Origin of the sequence: Salmonella sp. 32070601201500089SM (genome assembly GCF_017573605.1) — a bacterium.
GTDB lineage: Bacteria > Pseudomonadota > Gammaproteobacteria > Enterobacterales > Enterobacteriaceae > Salmonella > Salmonella enterica.
The window spans coordinates 49,457-68,638 of the sequence record NZ_JAGETK010000001.1 but is presented as its reverse complement, the minus strand read 5'-3'; the positions used below and the strand labels follow the sequence as shown (position 1 = coordinate 68,638).

Here is a 19,182-nt window from a genome sequence, read left to right as displayed (position 1 = left end):
AACCCTTTATATAAACCGAATCAATTAAATGGAATAAGGACCAAGATGGAACGTTGAAGCAATAAATTTCAGTAATTCACAAATTGCAGGCCACAGAGTCGCCCAGTCAAATATTCCCGTCCAGCCCACACCTTCTTTTGCCAGCCCGGTTAAAGGAATGGCCCATACCGTACCGAAAGTCTGAATAATCCCTAACAGGAAAGTACAAATAATAACGGAACGATATCCCCCCATTCGGTTGGCTAATACGCCGATGGGACCGCCGGAAAAGAAGAGCGGAACAAAACCAGGCAGTACCATAATAGGGCTATGGATGAGCAGCAGAATGCCCATAGAAAAAATCGTGCCGAAAGTACAAAAGACGAATCCCAGCGTGGCCGCGTTAGGCGAAAAAGGTAATAAAGCAGCAACATCCACAGCCGGTATGGCGTTAGGAATAAAGCGATCCTGCCATCCTTTAAACGAACCGTTAATTTCACCAACCATCATCCGCACGCCCTGCAGCAAGATGACCATATACATAGAGAATTGCAGGCCCAGATTGATGATATAGATATACCAGGGTTTGCCTTTCGCCATTAACTGTACGTTATCGATCCCTGTCGCCAATAGAAAACCGCCAACGAAGAGCGTCATCACAATGGCGATTGCCGTCACGTTGTGGTTAAAAATGGCTAACCAACCGGGAAGTTTCAGGTTTTCGGCGTCATGCTTTTCCGGATCGCCGAATTTATGCGCGAATTTCGAGAAAAACCACAGTCCCAGCATCTGGTTATGCGCAATGGTAAAACCGGCGTTATTGGTCACTTTGGCGATGGGTTTAACAATAAGTGTAGTTGAAAACGCCCAAAAGACCCCGGTCAATACCCCGGCAATTACAATGGATTGTACCCAACCGAACCCCAGCCAGAAGACGATTAACCACAGTACTGCCTGTGAATGAGAGACCCCGGTATTACCGGTAAGAAATATACCTTTTGCGCCGGTATAACGGCCAAATAAAACTAATAACAGGTTAGTAAAAAACGCCAATACAAAAACGTATCCTACATAGCCGAAATTATCGCCCAGCGCTATTTGCGTCGCGGCTTTCATGGCGTATGAATCCATTAAGTATCCATGCACGCCATAAGCCTTGCTGACTGCCTCTGCAACCGGTTTAAAAGTGGCTGAAAATTGAAAGCCGCCAAATAACACCATCATCAAACCGACCATCGCGCTGATCATACCGGTGATAATTTTTATAGGCGTCTTTTTATCCAGCGCATAGCCAACACCGACTAATATCCCAATTAATATTGCCGGTTCAGTTAAAAACGTTTGAATAACATCTATAAATTTGGCAAACATCGTCTGAACGCCCTCCATAAGCGTGCCTATTCGTTGTCATGATTGACCCCTTTACTGACGTTACGTATTGCTTCGCTGATGCTATTGAAATTTACCCGATAAACCACCTTGTCTAATTTTGCCTTACACGCACTGTAATAATCAAAATTAGTCATTAAAAGATTTTAAGTGATTATTTGTGATTTGATTTGCAAAAATAGGGCAATATATAACCATGATCGATCGGAGTTTTTTATCGATCGATCATGGTTATTATTATTTATGGATAATTAGATAGTTAATATAGATATTTTGTATGTCTGGCTTTTGGCGCTACAGCCTGCAAAGCAGTGTTAACACTTCATAATGCGCGGTATGCGGGAACATATCGAAAAGCTGAACACGTTGAATACGGTAGTTCGGCAGATGACGAATATCCTGCGCCATCGTCTGCGCGTTACAGCTCGAATAAATGATAAAACGCGGCGCCATTTGTGCAAGGTAATCGCACAACGGCTTGCCAATGCCGCGGCGGGGAGGATTCACCAATACCAGGTCGGGCGTTTCGCCTTGTGCGGTGGCGAATTGGGTGGAATCCAGCGCCTGGAAATGAAGGCGGGTCAATCCCAGCTCGGCAGCGGATTGCTTCGCGCAGGCAATCGCCTCCGGCGCGATCTCAATACCGGTTAATTGCATCTGCGGCGTCGCGCAGTGCAGGCCGAATCCGCCCACTCCGCAAAAAAGATCCCACATATGGCGTACCGGCAGTTGCCCTACCCAATCGCGCGCCGTTGCATATAATCGGCTGGCGACCGTAGGGTTGGTCTGAAAGAAACTTTGCGGGCGAATCCACAGCGGCACATCGTTAAAACGTTCCACCAGCGCCTGCTGATCCGTCAGGTAGATTTCCGTCTCCCCTTCCATAATCGCCATATGTACCGGCTGGATATTTGCGGTGATCACTCTGAGCTGCGGCAGTTGCGCGCGCAGCCACGGTAACGCCGCGCGCAGTTGCGTAAGTTTGGTTTCTGAACGCAACACGAAGCGTAGCATCATACCGCCATCGAACTGGCTTTCCGTCAGCAACAGGTATTTCAGTTCGCCGCGTTTTCGAGCCACGTTATAAGGCGTGAGTCCGGCACGGGCAATAAAAGGTTTTAGCGCGCTGAATACGGGGGCAAAGGAGGCGGGATACAGCGGGCAGCCGCAAAGATCGACCGGCGTACCGTCGCGATGCAGCATCCCGAAGAGCGGTTTTTCTACACTACCGCTCACGACCATTTTCGCTTTGTTGCGGAAATGCTGTTCCGGGCCGCCAATCGGCGCGCACCACTGTTCAACAGGCAGCCCGGCGAGCAAACGATGTAAATCGGCTGTTTTTGCGGAAAGTTGTTCGTTAACCGACTGCGTAATCCATTGACAGGAACGGCAGCGACCCGCGTCATAGAGTGCGCACTGCATACCAAAAAACCTTCATATTATCCGGGGCGACGATTATACACATTATTGCAGCCGGAAGAACCGACGGCTGGGAGCGGGAATAAACAGCAGAAACAGAATTAAAAGATCGGGGAGTTTTTGCATGACCAGGGAATGCAGGATATCACGCTTCGATTCTCCCGCGATGCTAAACAACTCCGGATATCCGTAGCCTAACGACGCCGCCCACAGATATCCGCTCACAATAATTTGTGTCGCCAGGTACACCCAGCGCGCCCAGCTACGGCCTTTCACCAGCGAAAACGCACAATAAATTTCAACAAAGACCAGCACTAAACTGGCCAGAAAGACCAGGGTTAAGCTCCACGTCTGCACGCTGCGATGAATAAACTCGCCCATCCCGCGTATGCCGAGGGTATTCATAATCATCAGCACATCGAGACCGCGAATCAAAATAATCGCCATAGCCGCAACCTGCACCAGCGTAGGCACATTTAAACGGGCATGTGATGAGGTTGATTGCTTTATAAATCCCAATGAATGTCTTCCCTGAAAATGATGCCGCGACCCGCGCGGCAACGCATTACCATAGTGGAAGATTTTAGTGGCTTCAGCCGCGTCTTGCACGCTGGATATCGCGAATCCGCTGTTTTTCCGCTCGCGCCATCAGGTACCAGGCAATAAATCCGACGATTCCTACCACGCCGAGGATTAACGTCGCCAGCGCGTTGATTTCCGGGTTCACGCCCATGCGCACGCTGGAGAAAACCAGCATCGGTAGCGTGGTGGCGCCGGGACCGGAAACGAAGCTGGCAATCACCAGATCGTCAAGAGAAAGCGTAAAGGCCAACAGCCAGCCCGAGATCACCGCTGGCATGATCATCGGTAACGTAATGACGAAAAAGACCTTCAACGGCGCCGCGCCAAGATCCATCGCCGCCTCTTCAATCGAACGATCCAGTTCGCGTAATCGCGAAGCGATCACCACTGCCACATAGGCGGTACAGAAAGTGACGTGCGCCAACCAGATGGTCAGCATCCCGCGATCGGAGGGCCAGCCGATAGCATGACCGAGCGCGACAAACAGCAGCAGCAGCGACAGCCCGGTAATCACATCCGGCATCACCAGCGGCGCGGTGATCATAAACGCAAAGCCGTTTGCGCCGCGAAATCGTCCAAATCGCACCATCACCACCGCGGCGATAGTACCGAGCACCACCGCCATCGTCGCCGCGCAGGCGGCAATTGTCAGGCTTAGTCCCACTGCGCTCATCATGGCGGTATCCCGAAAGAGCTCGCCATACCAGCGCGTCGACCATCCCTCCCACACCGTCACCAGCTTCGAACTGTTAAACGAGTAAATCACCAACATTAACATCGGCGCATAGAGAAAAGTAAACCCCAGCACCAGAATCAGAATGCGCCAGGGCGAGCGAACGACCGGTAAGTTATTCATCCGTGCTCCCCCACACTTTTTTGCTGATGTTTATGGAACCACATGATCGGTACTATCAGCAGCAGCAACATAATAATGGCGACCGCAGAAGCAACCGGCCAGTCGCGGTTATTGAAAAACTCCTGCCACAGGACGCGACCAATCATGATACTGTCCGGCCCGCCAAGCAGTTCCGGGATCACGAACTCGCCCACCGCCGGGATAAAAACCAGCATCGAGCCGGCGATGATTCCGCCTTTGGTGAGCGGGACAATGATGCTAAAAAATGTTTTCAGCGGTCGGGCGCCGAGATCCAGCGACGCTTCCACCAGCGAATAATCAATGCGCGTCAATGCGGTATAAATGGGCAGTACCATAAACGGCAGATAAGCATAAACAATGCCGATATAGACGGCCAGGTTAGTGTGCAGGATCGTCAGCGGCTGATCGATAACCCCTAGCCACAGCAACACATTGTTCAGCACACCGTTGTTTTTCAAAATGCCCATCCAGGCATAGACGCGTATTAAAAAAGACGTCCACGAGGGCAGAATCACCAACAGCAGCAGGATATTGCGCGTGGAGGGCTTGCTGTGCGCCACCGCCCACGCCAGCGGGTAGCCCAACAGCAGGCAGCAGATTGTGGAAATACCGGCAATTTGTAACGATTGCAGATAGGCTTCGAAATAGAGCGGATCGTCGGTCAGTTGCAAAAAATTGCCGAGGTTGAGCGTAATCGACAACTGACCGTCAGCCCATTCCAGCAGATCGGTATACGGCGGGATCGCCCGCGCCATTTCCGCCAGGCTTATCTTAAAGACGATAAGAAACGGCAGTAAAAACAGCAGAATGAGCCAAATATAGGGCAAAGCAATAACCAGCTTACGCCCATGTTTCATTTGCATTCGCGCCAACCATAGCGCCGCGCCGCCAGGTTTACTGATGCGTGCCGGAGGTTCAAGTGTGCTCATGTTTCCCCCTTATACCGTCAGGACCACGCAGCTATCCGCTTCCCAGCACAAACGCACTTCATCGCCCCAGGTCGGTAACCCTTTCCGGTAACGGTGCGCATTCTGCAGTTGAGCGCTGATCATCTGCCCGCTTTTTAGCCGCACATGATAAATAGACAGATCGCCGAGATACGCAATATGCGCCACTTCGCCGACGGCGAAATTATAGCCATCGGCAGGCGGCGACTCACACAGCATGATTTTTTCCGGACGTAGCGCCACATATACCGGCACATTATCAACGACAGAGGCATCTGCATCGACTTTTAACGGATGAACCAAACCGGGCGCGTCAATGACCAGACCGTCCTCCTCACGCGCTTTCAGTAAGCCCTCAAAAACATTTACCGATCCGATAAATTCGGCGCTATAGCGGGTCGTCGGATACTCGTAAATCTCCTCCGGTTCGCCAATTTGCACAAATTTTCCACGGTTCATGATGGCAATGCGCCCCGCCATCGTCATCGCTTCTTCCTGATCGTGCGTCACCATGACGCAGGTCACGCCGACGCGCTCAAGGATATCCACCACTTCAAGCTGCATCCGGTCGCGTAATTTTTTATCCAGCGCGCCCATCGGTTCATCCAACAAGAGCAGCTTAGGACGTTTCGCCAGGCTGCGCGCCAGGGCCACGCGCTGGCGCTGACCGCCGGAAAGCTGATGCGGCTTACGTTTTGCAAACTCCTGCATGTGCACCAGACCCAGCATCTCATTGACGCGGCTGGTAATCTCCGCCTTCGGCAGTTTGTCCTGCTTCAGACCAAAAGCGATGTTCTGCTCTACCGTCATATGCGGAAACAACGCATAGGACTGAAACATCATATTAATCGGACGCTGATACGGCGGAACATGCGCCAGATCGACGCCGTCGAGCATAATTTGCCCGCTGCTCGGCGGTTCAAAACCTGCCAGCATCCGTAGCAGAGTCGATTTTCCACAACCTGACGCGCCCAGCAGGGCAAAAATCTCGCCTTTATAGATAGTCAGACTGACATCATCGACAGCATGTTGCCCGTCGAATGACTTCGTCAGGTTGCGAATTTCCAGAAGCGGCGTCAGCGCTTTACGGGTTTTCACCTGCGGGCGGTGGGGGACATCATTCACAAGGCGCTCTCCGGCATAACACAATCAAACGATACAAACGGTGGAATGCCCGATAGCGCACGCTTATCAGGCCATACCGTTAATAAATTACTTACCGCTTTTCACCTTCGTCCATGCGCGGGTGCGGACGCGATCAATCTTCGGCTCCTGCACTTTCAGGGTAAACAACTTGGCCCGCACATCCGCCGGCGGATAAATTCCCGGGTTATCGCGCACCTGCTGGCTGACCAGCGCCGTCGCCTCTTTATTCGCATTGGCGTAGAAAACGTGATCGGAAATATGGGCAATCACATCAGGGCGCAGCAGATAATTAAGGAACTGGTAGGCCTCGTCTTTATTTTTGGCGTCAGCCGGCATGGCAAACACATCAAAAAACGCCATTGCCCCCTCTTTGGGGATCGAGAAAGAGATATTGACGCCATTTTTCGCCTCTTTCGCTCGGTTAGCGGCCTGCCAGACATCGCCCGCCCAGCCGATGGCCACACAGGTATCGCCATTAGCCAGATCGTTAATGTATTGCGAGGAGTGGAAATAGCGAATGTTTGGCCGTAGCTTCAACAACAGATCGGTTGCCGGGCCGGTGTAGTCATCCGCTTTGCTGCTATTCGGATCTTTACCCAGATAGTTCAGCACAGTGGCAAAAATTTCTTCAGGCGCATCAAGGAAAGAGACGCCGCAGCTTTTTAGCTTCTCCAGATTTTCCGGCTTGAGGACTAAATCCCAGCTATTCACTGGCGCATCATCCCCCAGCACCGCTTTCACTTTATCAACGTTATAGCCAATGCCCGTCGTGGCCCACATGTAGGGCATGGCGTATTTGTTGTCAGGATCGTGCTTCGCTACCAGTTTCAGCAGTTCAGGATCGAGGTTTTTCCAGCCGGGAAGTTTGCTTTTATCCAGCGGCTGAAAAACGCCCGCGGTGAGCTGGCGCTCAAGAAAACTGGCCGATGGCACCACCAGATCGAACCCGGTGCTGCCTGCCATTAACTTGCCTTCCAGCACTTCGTTAGAGTCAAAGACATCATAGATAACGTTAATCCCGGTCTCTTTTTCAAAGTTCGCCACCGTGTCCGGCGCGATATAATCTGACCAGTTATAAATGTGCAGCGTTTTTTGTTCGGCAGCGAGCGTGCCGACAGAGACGACCATCAGAGCACCCGCAACCAGACCCGATAGCCATTTTTTCTTTAAGGCGGTCATCATCGCTTTCCTTCTGAAATCCGTTAACAAATGAACCCATTAGGCGTGGTTTAAAACATGCCTGAAATGTGCATACCTTTTCATTTGATACAAATGAAGAAGAGAGGTCACCCTCCCTGCCATCAAGCTCGCTATAGAAGCTTCGCAAGAATAACTTTAGCTAAGGTTTGAGGCTATAGCCCAGATTAAAAAACGCCTTTTATCAATTTTTTATGCAGGTTTTGTCTATGTGATAAAGCGAAATGGTCAGAAAGGAGGTGAATAATTCTTTAAATAAAGGTTAACGGCAGCATAAAAAAACGTAAACAGCAGCCGCGCTGGCAGCGACTGCCTGATTATCGGGAGGGATCAGTGAAGAAAATGGTCAACCGCGCTGGTTTTTTGCGCGTCTTCTTCCGCGTTAAACAGAAGCTGATGCGCCCCGGCCTCAAGGATCACCATAGAAATCTGCTCTTCACTTTGGCGAACAAACCATTCGAACTGTTCGTAGGTGACTCCTTGCATAACGGATAAAGACTGGCACACAACCAGTTTTGGCAGATTATCATCCTGCATATCGAGAAAGGCTTTTACCGTCAACGAACTGGCGTTAATAGCAGAGAGATCGGCCGCCAGCGGCAGCAACGCGGAAGGCCTGACCTCCGCCATCGCGGAAAAAAGAACGGTGTTGTCCACCAAATCGATTTTAGCATCGTAGACGCCGTCAAAATTCTGCATATGCGGCAAATGCAGCGCCTGGCAGGTATCACATTCGAAGAAATTCATGCCCAGGTCGTCGAGCCATTGACGCAACGTATCCAGAGTGGGAACGACCAGTGATATCATAATAAAGTGCTACCTCTTACGATGACGATGAAAAAATTACCGGCACAGCTTACGCAAAAAGCGTGCTTCGTACTACGGCGGAATCCACGATTGCGATTAGCCGCCGATTTTAAGGCAAAATTCAGGCGTAGCGTGACGTTCTATCCACTGAATCATTCGCCCCGCGATATCCACGCCCGTAGTCTTTTCGATACCTTCCAGTCCCGGCGAGGCATTCACCTCCATCACCAGCGGCCCGCGCGCGGCGCGTAAAATATCGACACCCGCCACATCCAGCCCCAGCGTCTGTGCGGCTTTGATGGCGATATCCCGTTCACGGGGCGTGATCGTCGCGATGCTGGCCACCCCGCCACGATGAAGATTGGAGCGAAAATCACCGGCTTTCGCGCACCGCTCAATCGCCGCCACAACCTCATTGCCGACGACCAGACAACGAATATCGCATCCTTTAGCTTCGGCAATGTATTCCTGAACCAGGATATGGGCATTGAGCCCCCGAAACGCATCAATAACGCTTTCAGCAGCCTGACGCGTCTCCGCCAATACCACGCCGATCCCTTGCGTGCCTTCTACCAGCTTCACGACCAGCGGCGCCCCGCCAACCATCTTAATAAGATCGCTGGTATCATCCGGCGAATGGGCGATCCCGGTAATGGGGAGATCGATCCCCTGGCGCGCCAGAAGTTGTAGCGATCGCAGCTTATCGCGCGCGCGGGTAATAGCGACGGATTCATTCAGCGGATAGCTACCCAGTAGCTCAAACTGACGTAGCGCAGCGGTACCATAAAAGGTAATGGCCGAACCAATACGGGGAATAACGGCGTCAAAATGGGGCAGACGACGCCCCTTGTAATGGATCGACGACGCAGCCGGATTAATATTCATATAGCAGGAAAGAGGATCGAGTATCTCGACCAGATGGCCGCGCCGCATCGCCGCTTCGCGCAGACGTTTGCAAGAATAGAGCGTTCCATCCCTGGACAATATGGCAATTTTCACCCTGCACCTCGCTGAAAACCCTGAAAAGCCCGCGTATCATACACTGGCCCGCAGGTTTTAGCGCGTCGCCCAGCCCTGTTTATGCAAATATTCAAGGATAAATGGGCGATTTTCTTTAATCAGGGTGCGACGGATATGATCGCTCCAGGTATCGCGTCGCGTATTACTGCCGCGGGTCAGATAATACTCAGCCAACTGCTCGTCATAGCGCGCCAGCAGCTTTTCATCAAGCGGTTGATACTGGTTCTCATGAACCACAAGCTCGGCAGGCAGGCGCGGTTTCAGATCCGGATTATCCGCAGGCCATCCCAAACACAGGCCAAAGAGCGGCAATACATGCTTCGGCAATTTTAATAGTTCGGTAACAGACTCAATATTGTTACGGATGCCGCCGATATACACGCCGCCTAATCCCAGTGATTCCGCCGCCGTCAGCGCATTTTGCCCCATCATCGCCGTATCGACGACACCGAGCAGCAGTTGTTCGGCAAGCCCCAACTGCGCGTCAGGACAGATCTGCAAATGACGATTAAAATCGGCGCAAAATACCCAGAACTCAGCGGCCTGCGCCACATGCTTTTGCCCGCCCGTCAGGGGCACTAACGCCTCGCGCAGCGCCCTATCGGTAATACGGATAATAGAGCTGCACTGTAAAAAACTGGAACTGGACGTGCTGCGCGCGGCGGCAATAATGGCCTCTCGCTGCGCGTCAGTCACGGGTTCATCGGTGAAATGGCGAATAGAACGATGGCCACAAAGAAGTTCAATGGTCGGACTCATTATGCTTTTCTCTATCTGAACGGGAAGAAATGTCGGGTGGACGTTTCATCAACTGCGGCGCCAGTAACTGCGCAATACGCCACATCATCGCCACCGCGGCGGGGAGGATCAACACGACGCCCAGGAAAACCATCAATACGCCAGCCAGCGGCGTATTGAACGGCGCGGGCAGCGTAAGGTAATGATTAAGCGATAGCAGAGCAAACGCCAGCAAAATCATACCGAGGTATTCCAGTATCAGTACGCTTTTGGGTAACACGCCAATCGTGCGCATATCAAGCCTCCCGGTTAACTGACGCACAGTGTAGAACGTTCTGGTCCGGCGTGCTTAACAGATATAGCCCTGGGTTATCAAAGGAACAGGCGTAACCTGCTTTTCATCTGCCGTAAATCGCGGCATGATAACACCTGTTCGCCGTCTGGCTTTATGTTCGAGGAGAGATATGTTTACTGTTATTTTTGGCCGCCCAGGGTGCCCTTATTGCGTGCGTGCAAAAGAGTTGGCGGAAAAACTGAGCAAAGAACGCGACGATTTTAACTACCGCTATATTGATATCCATGCTGAAGGCATTACTAAAGCGGATTTGGAAAAAACCGTAGGTAAACCTGTAGAAACCGTACCGCAGATTTTTGTCGATCAAAAACATATCGGCGGCTGTACGGATTTTGAAGCATGGGCAAAAGAAAATCTGAATCTTTTCGCCTGATTGCTCTGGCAACGCCCTCTACCGGAGGGCGCTATCGGCGTTTTTTTCGCCGGTGGCTAAACAGGCTGCTAATAAACAAATAGCAGAGCGCGCCTAACGCACACCAGAATACGGCGCTAAATAACCACGCCAGTTCTTGCCAAAACGATCGGGTAGGCATAAATACCACGCGCATTAACACCAGGCAAAACGGCGCCGCCAGCATCGCCCCGATCAGCGGTCGGATCACCTCGCGTCGGTGAGAACAAAAACTGGCCACCGCACCAGGCAACGTAAAAAATAACAGTCCAATCTCAGGATGCCCTGCCGCGCGAAAAGCGCCTTGTACATGCATAGTTAATGAAAGACACACCACAATAAAGAGTACAAAGCAGCAGACAACGCTTGCCCACCCGTGTTTATGTTTCAATCGTTCCTCCTGACACTCTCTATCGAACACGCTTTCCGCCGTGAGGCATCCAGTCAGATAAAGTCATGTGGCATTCCATGCCAAAAACACACCTGCACGATTCTTATAGCCGTTAGTACGCAATAAGATTAAACTAGCAGGATATATTGTTGTGTTGTTTTTATTTGGATGCTGTATGCAATACGATTGCACCCTTAATTCATGATAAAAACAGTAGCGTAAATTACCATTTCTTTCAACAGCTTACTCGTAAACAAGAAGTTAGTCTCCGTGAATATAAACGTCGCAGATTTGTTAAATGGGAATTACATCCTGTTATTATTTGTGGTCCTGGCTCTTGGCCTGTGTCTTGGCAAGTTACGTCTGGGTTCAGTCCAACTTGGTAATTCCATTGGCGTTTTAGTGGTCTCTCTATTATTAGGGCAGCAACACTTTAGTATTAACACCGACGCGCTAAATCTGGGATTTATGCTGTTTATTTTTTGTGTCGGCGTCGAGGCTGGCCCCAACTTTTTTTCGATTTTTTTTCGCGACGGTAAAAATTATCTGATGCTTGCCCTGGTCATGGTCGGTAGCGCTCTGCTAATCGCCTTAGGCCTTGGTAAGCTATTCGGCTGGGATATCGGCCTGACGGCCGGTATGCTGGCCGGCTCAATGACATCCACGCCCGTGCTGGTTGGCGCAGGCGATACCCTGCGACATTCCGGCATCGCCAGCACCCAACTCTCCTCCGCTCTTGATAATCTGAGCCTGGGTTATGCCCTGACCTATCTGATTGGGTTGGTCAGTCTGATCGTGGGCGCGCGTTACTTGCCTAAACTACAGCATCAGGATTTGCAAACCAGCGCCCAGCAAATTGCTCGCGAGCGCGGTCTGGATACCGATGCTAATCGCAAGGTTTATTTGCCGGTTATCCGCGCCTATCGGGTTGGCCCGGAACTGGTGGCCTGGACTGACGGTAAAAACCTGCGCGAGCTGGGTATTTACCGCCAGACAGGCTGCTATATCGAACGTATTCGCCGTAACGGTATTCTGGCGAACCCGGATGGCGATGCGGTGCTGCAAATGGGCGATGAGATTGCGCTGGTCGGCTATCCGGACGCGCACGCCAGGCTCGATCCCAGCTTCCGTAATGGTAAGGAAGTGTTTGATCGCGATCTGCTTGATATGCGCATCGTGACGGAAGAAATTGTGGTGAAAAACCACAATGCGGTCGGTCGCCGCCTCGCTCAGCTCAAGCTGACCGATCATGGCTGCTTCCTTAACCGCGTCATCCGCAGCCAGATCGAAATGCCTATCGACGATAACGTCGTGCTGAATAAAGGCGACGTGTTACAGGTGAGCGGCGACGCCAGACGCGTAAAAACCATCGCCGATCGCATTGGTTTTATTTCGATTCATAGTCAGGTGACGGACCTGCTTGCCTTCTGCGCTTTTTTTATCATCGGGTTAATGATCGGGATGATTACCTTCCAGTTCAGCAATTTTAGTTTCGGTATCGGCAACGCGGCCGGATTGCTGTTCGCCGGGATCATGCTCGGTTTCCTGCGCGCTAACCATCCTACCTTTGGTTATATTCCGCAGGGCGCGCTTAATATGGTGAAAGAATTCGGCTTGATGGTGTTTATGGCAGGCGTTGGTTTAAGCGCCGGCAGCGGTATCAGCAACGGTCTGGGCGCGGTCGGCGGACAAATGCTGATCGCCGGGCTTGTCGTCAGCCTGGTACCGGTGGTGATCTGCTTCTTGTTTGGCGCTTATGTGCTGCGCATGAACCGGGCGCTGCTGTTCGGTGCCATGATGGGCGCGCGTACCTGCGCCCCGGCGATGGAAATCATTAGCGATACGGCGCGCAGTAATATTCCAGCGCTGGGTTATGCGGGGACTTACGCCATCGCCAACGTTCTGCTCACGCTGGCGGGGACGCTTATTGTCATCATCTGGCCGGGGTTAGGATAAAACTGAAGTTTGCCTTTAAGTGAAAAAATTTTGCCAATAGGTCGAACTTTTCGTTAAAGCATCAGTCATACCTATTGCCACTGCTTTTCTTTGATGTCCCCATTTTGTGGAGCCCATCAACCCCGCCATTTCGGTTCAAGGTTGGTGGGTTTTTTGTTGCCTGACGCAGAGTGACACGACATTGACTCTCCGGCGATTCGCTTTACCATCTGTAAAATCGCTTCACGCGCCAGCGGCGTTCGATCCGTTACAAAATGCAGCGTCATCCCCTCGATAAACGCATCCAGCGCGCGGGCGGTCTGCGCGTCAAACCACTGCGCCAGCGTATTCTGGCTACGCTGCATCCAGTTTTGCATGACTATTTTTAACGCTGGCTTATCGCTGGCATAGGCATATAACTGATACATTAACGCCATATTATCCGGCGTCGTAACCTGCGAGCCGTAAATCATTTCCGTTATCGCCTGGCACGCCCCCTCCGCATCCGTCACCTGCGCAAAAAAATCCTGGTATTGACGCGACATGTTCTCGGTGAAAAGTGTAAAAGCTTCACTCAATAACGCATCCATACCGGCAAAATAGTAGGTCATCGAGCCAAGCGGCACCTGAGCGATAGCGGCGATTTTCCGGTGCGTCACGGCATGAACGCCATAGGTCTTTACCGCTTCCAGTGTGGCCTGAATTATTTTTTCCCGTCGCTTAGGATCATTGGCGCGTCTTACGGCATTTTCTTTCATGATGAGTTCCACATCTCATTCAGGATGCAGGCGATAGTAGCCTGCCGCTTACGCTGAAAAAACAGACAGCAAAAACTGTCTGCACAACGAAGTATGACGACGATATGTACAAATGTACACAAGCTTGCTAATGTTTACCTCTCGCTTCTATTTTCTGGCCTGACGCTATGACCGTCCTCTCCTCACGTAACGCCTTAAAACGCCGTACCTGGGCGCTGTTTATGTTCTTCTTTTTACCCGGACTGCTGATGGCCTCTTGGGCAACCCGAACGCCTGCTATTCGGGATATTCTTTCCGTCTCTACCGCGGAAATGGGGGCGGTCTTATTCGGGCTTTCTATCGGTTCAATGAGCGGTATTCTTTGTTCCGCCTGGCTGGTGAAACGATTTGGCACCCGGAAGGTTATTCGCACGACGATGACCTGCGCAGTAGGCGGGATGGTTATTCTTAGCGTCGCGCTGTGGTGCGCCTCGCCGCTGATTTTTGCCCTTGGATTAGCCGTTTTCGGCGCCAGTTTTGGCGCCGCCGAAGTGGCGATTAATGTCGAAGGCGCGGCGGTCGAACGCGAGCTGAATAAAACCGTTCTGCCGATGATGCATGGTTTTTACAGTTTCGGCACGCTGGCGGGCGCTGGTGTCGGCATGGCGTTAACCGCATTAAGCGTCCCGGCTAACATCCATATCATCCTCGCGGCTGCCGTGGCGATCGCGCCCATTTTCATCGCCATTCGGGCGATCCCTGACGGTACGGGTAAAAACGCATCGGAAGATTCTCACCTTCAGGAAAAAGGATTACCTTTTTATCGGGACATCCAGCTTTTGCTTATTGGCGTGGTGGTGCTGGCAATGGCATTCGCCGAAGGATCTGCGAATGACTGGCTACCGCTACTGATGGTAGACGGACACGGTTTTAGCCCAACCTCCGGCTCTCTGATCTACGCCGGTTTCACGCTTGGTATGACCGTTGGCCGCTTTACCGGCGGCTGGTTTATTGACCGCTATAGCCGGGTGACGGTTGTTCGCGCCAGCGCGTTGATGGGAGCGCTGGGCATTGGCCTGATTATTTTTGTCGATAGCGACTGGGTCGCCGGCGTCTCGGTCATTCTTTGGGGCTTAGGCGCTTCGCTCGGCTTCCCGCTGACCATTTCCGCCGCCAGCGATACCGGTCCCGACGCGCCGACGCGCGTGAGCGTTGTCGCCACGACCGGCTATCTGGCGTTTTTGGTCGGGCCGCCGCTGTTGGGCTATCTGGGAGAGCATTATGGATTACGCAGCGCCATGATGGTTGTGCTGGCGCTGGTTATTCTGGCGGCGCTGGTGGCGAAGGCCGTCGCCAAACCTGTATCGACTCCGCAACCGGTGATGGAGCATAACGCATGAGTATCAAATTAATCGCCGTCGACATGGACGGCACTTTTCTGAGCGATCAAAAAACCTATAACCGTGACCGGTTTATGGCGCAGTACCAACAAATGAAGCGGCAAGGCATTCGCTTTGTCGTGGCCAGCGGCAACCAGTATTACCAGTTAATCTCGTTCTTTCCGGAAATTGCGCACGAAATCGCTTTTGTCGCGGAAAACGGCGGCTGGGTGGTCAGCGAAGGCGAGGATATTTTTAACGGCGAGCTGACAAAAGCCGACTTCCAGACGGTTGTCGAACACCTGCTCACACGCGCCGATGTGGAGATTATCGCCTGTGGAAAAAACAGCGCCTACACGCTGAAACGGTACAACGATGCGTTAAAAGCCGTTGCGGCAATGTATTATCATCGTCTGGAGTTTGTGGATAATTTTAATAACATCAACGATGTCTTTTTCAAATTCGGCCTTAATATTACCGATGAACGGATACCGGAAGTACAGGCGGCGCTGCACGACGCTATTGGCGATATCATGGTCCCCGTTCATACCGGCTATGGCAGTATTGATTTAATAATTCCCGGCGTGCATAAAGCCAACGGCCTGCGTCTGTTACAGCAGCGCTGGGGCATTCATGATAGTGAAGTGGTGGTATTCGGCGACGGCGGCAACGATATTGAGATGCTGCGTCAGGCCGGGTTTAGTTTTGCCATGTCGCACGCCAGCGAAGCGGTCGCGGCGGCGGCGAAATACCGCGCCGGATCGAACAATCAGGAAGGCGTGCTGGATATCATCGACAGCGTATTAAACAACGAGCCGCCGTTCAACGTCTAGCGGATGCCTCTCTACGCCTGATAACAGAAAGCTTATCAGGCGTAGCCGCTCTCTCAGACTGTTTGCGAATTCCCCGTCCGCTTATCTTTTAAGAAGACCAGCATCAGCAGTAGCCAAAGAATACCGTTTGCCAGATTAAACAGGCTAAATAGCCCATTGCCGCCGCTTAACCAGGCGTGTTTACTGACTTCAATGCCAACGGTAAAAATCAGCATTTGTAGCATTCCCATCGCCGCCGAGACCGTTCCTTTACTCATATCGCTGGAGAAGAGCGTCAGACGCACCAGTCCGGCATTCGCCAGCCCAATGCCAAAAGCGTATACGCTTAATCCCGCCGTCATCCATAAATAAGCATGGGATGAAACCACCGTCGCCGCCGCGGCGATGATCAGCCCCGCGACGATAGGCCAGCCGCCCATCACGATCAGCGAGCGAACCGTACGTCGGGAGGTTAAACGCGCCAACACCAGATTACCGGCAATGAGCGCGCCAAAAACGGGCACCTGCAGCAGACCATATTCATAGCTGCTGAGCTGTTCGCCGCTAATGATGATAATTGGCGACTGCGCAATCCAGGCCAACAGCGGCAGGCTGACAAATCCCAGCGCTAACGCCCCTGCGACGAACCGCCGGTTTTTTATCACCAGCCGATAATCCCGGCCCAACGCCTTAAATGACAGCGTTTCGCCCCGCCGCGTGGCGGTCTCCGGCATTGCGCGCTGTAGCCCGAAAAAGGCGATAGCGGCCAATGCGGCAAATAAAACAAACATCCCCTCCCACGGCAGAACATGCACCCATGCAGCCCCAACCAGTGGTCCCAGTAGCGGCGCGATTAACGCCACGTTCGCCATCAGCGCGGTAATTTTTATACACACCGCTTCCTCAAAGGATTCCTGAATCGCGGCATACCCTACAGCGCCGATAAAACACAGGCTAATCCCTTGCAAAAAACGCAGGAAGGTAAATTGTTCGATGTTTTTCGCCAGTAACGTCGCCAGGCAGGTGACAATAAACCACACGACGCCCGCCAGCATCACGGGACGACGGCCAATCCGGTCAGACAACGGGCCAAGCAGCCACTGTAAGAACATACCGCCCGCCAGATAAGCGGTCATGGACGTCGGAACCCAGTCCAGGCCCGCCTGATACTGCTCAACCACCGCCAGCATACCCGGCTGGATCATGTCGTTGCCAATATAAGTAGAAAACTCGTACAGCACCAGACAGAGAGGAAAAAGCAGCGCCTGACGTCCCAGCCTGCCGCCTGATTGTAAACGATTCTGCATACCATCTCTTCGCCAATAAAAACCGCGCAGAGTGTAATGAAAGTCGGGGAACTGAGATAGCGAATTATGAGGCTGCAAGGGAAATAGCGCACATTTTTACAGAAAGCCACTTAGCGCTTGCATACTTTAAGGTTAATTTAAGTTTGCGCCGTTATCATCAACTTTATTTTATGCCATTGTCTTAAATCTCTTCATGTTGCCGCCAAATAAGACAATACTGCTTTTCCTCTCTGTTACGCTGCATTTATGCTCAGTTTGCACGGGGATGAGCTGGCTATCCCTTTTGATTTCATTGCTCCGAGCCTGGATGTTATGCTGGAAAACCTTAACAACACGCTGTTTTATTTTATTAACGCCACGCCTGATTCCGCGCAGTGGACGATTTCGCTCGCTATCTTTATCGCCAAAGATGTCATCAACATCGTCCCGCTCTTAGCCGTTGTACTCTGGCTGTGGGGGCCCCGCGATCGGGTCTGCGCCCAGCGCCAGCTGATCGTTAAAATCGGCATCGCGCTGATTATCAGTCTGGCGGTCTCCTGGACAATGGGACACCTTTTCCCGCACGACCGTCCATTTGTCGATCATATCGGCTATAACTTCCTGCATCATGCCGCCGATGACTCGTTCCCCAGCGATCACGGTACGGTGATTTTTACCTTTGCGCTGGCGTTTTTGTTCTGGCACCGCCTCTGGTCAGGCATCGTGATGATGGCGATAGCCATGACCATCGCCTGGTCGCGCGTCTATCTCGGCGTACACTGGCCGTTAGATATGATTGGCGCGCTGCTGGTAGCGATGCTTGGCTGCCTGAGCGCGCAACTGATCTGGCAGTGGTACGGCGCGCCGCTCTACCAGGCGCTGCAACGTTGTTACCGTTTCTGTTTCGCGTTGCCCATTCGAAAAGGCTGGGTACGTGACTAAACAGCGAAAAAAAGAGTAATATTAAGCGCTCTGTATGGTGCGGAGCGCTTATTTAACTCTCCAGGGGAACTATGGAAACGCGACGCGACGAGCGTATTGGTCAATTGCTGCAGGCCTTAAAACGCAGCGATAAACTTCATCTTAAAGAAGCCGCGACCCTGTTGGGCGTCTCTGAAATGACCATTCGTCGCGACCTGAACCATAAAAGCGCGCCTGTCGTGTTGCTGGGCGGATATATCGTACTGGAGCCCCGCAGCGCCAGTCATTATCTGTTAAGCGATCAAAAATCTCGTCTGGTGGAAGAAAAACGCCGAGCCGCTCAGTTGGCTGCGGGCCTGGTACAAGCGCATCAGACGGTATTTATTGACTGCGGCACCACCACGCCGTGGATCATTGAAGCCATTGATAATGACCTTCCCTTTACGGCGGTGTGCTATTCACTTAATACCTTTCTGGCGCTGCAGGACAAACCCCATTGCCGCGCCATCCTCAGCGGCGGGGAGTTTCACGCCAGCAACGCCATTTTCAAACCGCTTGATTTCCATGAAACGTTAAACAATATTTGTCCGGATATCGCGTTTTATTCCGCCGCTGGCGTTCATACCAGTAAAGGCGCTACCTGCTTTAATCTGGAAGAGCTGCCGGTAAAACATTGGGCAATGACAATGGCACAGTGCCATGTACTGGTGGTGGATCACAGTAAATTCGGCAAGGTACGTCCGGCGCGGATGGGGGAATTATCACGCTTTGATACGATTATCAGCGACCGCCGTCCTGATGAGGCCTTTGTGGCCTACGCTAAAGCGCAACAAATTACTCTGATGTATTAACCGCAGGTTTGCCGGATGCGACG

At 52.1% G+C, this 19,182-nt stretch carries 20 protein-coding genes; 6 read left to right on the top strand and 14 right to left on the bottom strand.

All coding sequences use genetic code 11. From position 1 onward, the window contains the following. Positions 1–24 precede the first annotated feature (24 nt). The 11 genes from J4728_RS00325 to J4728_RS00275 all read right to left on the bottom strand — a co-directional run bounded on the left by J4728_RS00325 (position 25) and on the right by J4728_RS00275 (position 10,396). Entirely contained in the window at positions 25–1,368 is a 1,344-nt protein-coding gene (locus tag J4728_RS00325) for a PTS sugar transporter subunit IIC (RefSeq protein ID WP_000399323.1), read from the bottom strand. 294 nt (positions 1,369–1,662) lie between these two features. Next, complete coding sequence (gene rlmC / locus J4728_RS00320; protein ID WP_001149780.1) at positions 1,663–2,790, bottom strand: 23S rRNA (uracil(747)-C(5))-methyltransferase RlmC; 1,128 nt, start codon at positions 2,788–2,790, stop codon at positions 1,663–1,665. Positions 2,791–2,832: 42 nt separating this feature from the next. Next, the gene (locus J4728_RS00315) at positions 2,833–3,306 is read right to left on the bottom strand and encodes a YbjO family protein (protein ID WP_000505788.1); all 474 of its coding nucleotides are present in this window, start codon (positions 3,304–3,306) and stop codon (positions 2,833–2,835) included. A 73-nt stretch (positions 3,307–3,379) separates the two neighbouring features. Continuing rightward, on the bottom strand, positions 3,380–4,225 hold the full coding sequence (gene potI, locus J4728_RS00310; RefSeq protein WP_076933646.1) for a putrescine ABC transporter permease PotI: 846 nt from the start codon (positions 4,223–4,225) through the stop codon (positions 3,380–3,382). After that, on the bottom strand, positions 4,222–5,175 hold the full coding sequence (potH, locus tag J4728_RS00305; protein ID WP_000105453.1) for a putrescine ABC transporter permease PotH: 954 nt from the start codon (positions 5,173–5,175) through the stop codon (positions 4,222–4,224). The genes potI and potH overlap by 4 nt, the downstream gene beginning before the upstream one ends. A 9-nt stretch (positions 5,176–5,184) precedes the next feature. Next, positions 5,185–6,318: a putrescine ABC transporter ATP-binding subunit PotG gene (gene potG, locus J4728_RS00300; RefSeq protein ID WP_208210847.1), complete on the bottom strand. Its 1,134-nt coding sequence runs from the start codon at positions 6,316–6,318 to the stop codon at positions 5,185–5,187. An 87-nt stretch (positions 6,319–6,405) separates the two neighbouring features. Next, positions 6,406–7,518: a spermidine/putrescine ABC transporter substrate-binding protein PotF gene (potF, locus tag J4728_RS00295; RefSeq protein ID WP_000125769.1), complete on the bottom strand. Its 1,113-nt coding sequence runs from the start codon at positions 7,516–7,518 to the stop codon at positions 6,406–6,408. Between the two features lie 348 nt (positions 7,519–7,866). Further along, the gene (locus tag J4728_RS00290; RefSeq protein WP_000624814.1) at positions 7,867–8,343 is read right to left on the bottom strand and encodes a YbjN domain-containing protein; all 477 of its coding nucleotides are present in this window, start codon (positions 8,341–8,343) and stop codon (positions 7,867–7,869) included. A 96-nt stretch (positions 8,344–8,439) separates the two neighbouring features. After that, entirely contained in the window at positions 8,440–9,342 is a 903-nt protein-coding gene (gene rimK, locus J4728_RS00285) for a 30S ribosomal protein S6--L-glutamate ligase (protein ID WP_000684361.1), read from the bottom strand. A gap of 57 nt (positions 9,343–9,399) precedes the next feature. Further along, positions 9,400–10,122 (bottom strand): nitroreductase NfsA, encoded by a 723-nt coding sequence (gene nfsA / locus J4728_RS00280; RefSeq protein WP_000075300.1) that lies wholly within the window; start codon positions 10,120–10,122, stop codon positions 9,400–9,402. Beyond that, a complete protein-coding gene (locus J4728_RS00275; RefSeq protein ID WP_001259135.1) occupies positions 10,106–10,396 on the bottom strand; it encodes a YbjC family protein in 291 nt (96 codons plus the stop codon). Before J4728_RS00275 ends, nfsA begins: the two co-directional genes overlap by 17 nt. Positions 10,397–10,565: 169 nt before the next feature. Here J4728_RS00275 and J4728_RS00270 point away from each other — a divergent pair, with 169 nt between their 5' ends. Next, positions 10,566–10,829 carry a GrxA family glutaredoxin gene (locus J4728_RS00270; RefSeq protein ID WP_000495513.1) on the top strand — a complete coding sequence of 88 codons (264 nt, stop codon included), beginning with the start codon at positions 10,566–10,568 and terminating at the stop codon, positions 10,827–10,829. 31 nt (positions 10,830–10,860) lie between these two features. On the opposite strand, the gene J4728_RS00265 is transcribed toward J4728_RS00270, so the two are convergent. Next, on the bottom strand, positions 10,861–11,238 hold the full coding sequence (locus tag J4728_RS00265; protein ID WP_000680850.1) for an inner membrane protein YbjM: 378 nt from the start codon (positions 11,236–11,238) through the stop codon (positions 10,861–10,863). A gap of 270 nt (positions 11,239–11,508) precedes the next feature. On the opposite strand from J4728_RS00265, the gene J4728_RS00260 reads away from it, so the two are divergent. After that, positions 11,509–13,194 carry an aspartate:alanine antiporter gene (locus tag J4728_RS00260; protein ID WP_001024853.1) on the top strand — a complete coding sequence of 562 codons (1,686 nt, stop codon included), beginning with the start codon at positions 11,509–11,511 and terminating at the stop codon, positions 13,192–13,194. A 116-nt stretch (positions 13,195–13,310) separates the two neighbouring features. Here the strand turns inward: J4728_RS00260 and J4728_RS00255 are convergent, their stop codons facing one another. Next, a complete protein-coding gene (locus J4728_RS00255) occupies positions 13,311–13,931 on the bottom strand; it encodes a TetR/AcrR family transcriptional regulator (RefSeq protein ID WP_000661873.1) in 621 nt (206 codons plus the stop codon). A gap of 167 nt (positions 13,932–14,098) precedes the next feature. Here J4728_RS00255 and J4728_RS00250 point away from each other — a divergent pair, with 167 nt between their 5' ends. Beyond that, positions 14,099–15,310: an MFS transporter gene (locus J4728_RS00250; RefSeq protein WP_000217420.1), complete on the top strand. Its 1,212-nt coding sequence runs from the start codon at positions 14,099–14,101 to the stop codon at positions 15,308–15,310. Continuing rightward, positions 15,307–16,122 (top strand): Cof-type HAD-IIB family hydrolase, encoded by an 816-nt coding sequence (locus J4728_RS00245; RefSeq protein ID WP_000023554.1) that lies wholly within the window; start codon positions 15,307–15,309, stop codon positions 16,120–16,122. The genes J4728_RS00250 and J4728_RS00245 overlap by 4 nt, the downstream gene beginning before the upstream one ends. 53 nt (positions 16,123–16,175) lie before the next feature. Here J4728_RS00245 and J4728_RS00240 read toward each other — a convergent pair whose 3' ends face one another. After that, entirely contained in the window at positions 16,176–17,408 is a 1,233-nt protein-coding gene (locus tag J4728_RS00240; RefSeq protein WP_208210844.1) for an MFS transporter, read from the bottom strand. 312 nt (positions 17,409–17,720) lie between these two features. Between J4728_RS00240 and ybjG the strand changes: the two genes are divergently transcribed. Together ybjG and deoR are read left to right on the top strand one after the other, a co-directional pair. Then, positions 17,721–18,329: an undecaprenyl-diphosphate phosphatase gene (gene ybjG, locus J4728_RS00235; RefSeq protein ID WP_023221706.1), complete on the top strand. Its 609-nt coding sequence runs from the start codon at positions 17,721–17,723 to the stop codon at positions 18,327–18,329. Between the two features lie 71 nt (positions 18,330–18,400). Beyond that, entirely contained in the window at positions 18,401–19,159 is a 759-nt protein-coding gene (gene deoR, locus J4728_RS00230; protein WP_000450103.1) for a DNA-binding transcriptional repressor DeoR, read from the top strand. Positions 19,160–19,182 lie beyond the last annotated feature (23 nt).

Bases quoted from the DNA above. Each gene is read 5' to 3' on its own strand.
- rlmC (WP_001149780.1), bottom strand. From the start codon at position 2,790: ATGCAGTGCGCACTCTATGACGCGGGTCGCTGCCGTTCCTGTCAATGG.
- J4728_RS00255 (WP_000661873.1), bottom strand. From the start codon at position 13,931: ATGAAAGAAAATGCCGTAAGACGCGCCAATGATCCTAAGCGACGGGAA.
- nfsA (WP_000075300.1), bottom strand. From the start codon at position 10,122: ATGAGTCCGACCATTGAACTTCTTTGTGGCCATCGTTCTATTCGCCAT.
- J4728_RS00270 (WP_000495513.1), top strand. From the start codon at position 10,566: ATGTTTACTGTTATTTTTGGCCGCCCAGGGTGCCCTTATTGCGTGCGT.
- J4728_RS00240 (WP_208210844.1), bottom strand. From the start codon at position 17,408: ATGCAGAATCGTTTACAATCAGGCGGCAGGCTGGGACGTCAGGCGCTG.
- deoR (WP_000450103.1), top strand. From the start codon at position 18,401: ATGGAAACGCGACGCGACGAGCGTATTGGTCAATTGCTGCAGGCCTTA.
- potF (WP_000125769.1), bottom strand. From the start codon at position 7,518: ATGACCGCCTTAAAGAAAAAATGGCTATCGGGTCTGGTTGCGGGTGCT.
- J4728_RS00290 (WP_000624814.1), bottom strand. From the start codon at position 8,343: ATGATATCACTGGTCGTTCCCACTCTGGATACGTTGCGTCAATGGCTC.
- potI (WP_076933646.1), bottom strand. From the start codon at position 4,225: ATGAATAACTTACCGGTCGTTCGCTCGCCCTGGCGCATTCTGATTCTG.
- ybjG (WP_023221706.1), top strand. From the start codon at position 17,721: ATGCTGGAAAACCTTAACAACACGCTGTTTTATTTTATTAACGCCACG.
- J4728_RS00275 (WP_001259135.1), bottom strand. From the start codon at position 10,396: ATGCGCACGATTGGCGTGTTACCCAAAAGCGTACTGATACTGGAATAC.
- J4728_RS00245 (WP_000023554.1), top strand. From the start codon at position 15,307: ATGAGTATCAAATTAATCGCCGTCGACATGGACGGCACTTTTCTGAGC.
- J4728_RS00325 (WP_000399323.1), bottom strand. From the start codon at position 1,368: ATGGAGGGCGTTCAGACGATGTTTGCCAAATTTATAGATGTTATTCAA.
- J4728_RS00250 (WP_000217420.1), top strand. From the start codon at position 14,099: ATGACCGTCCTCTCCTCACGTAACGCCTTAAAACGCCGTACCTGGGCG.
- potH (WP_000105453.1), bottom strand. From the start codon at position 5,175: ATGAGCACACTTGAACCTCCGGCACGCATCAGTAAACCTGGCGGCGCG.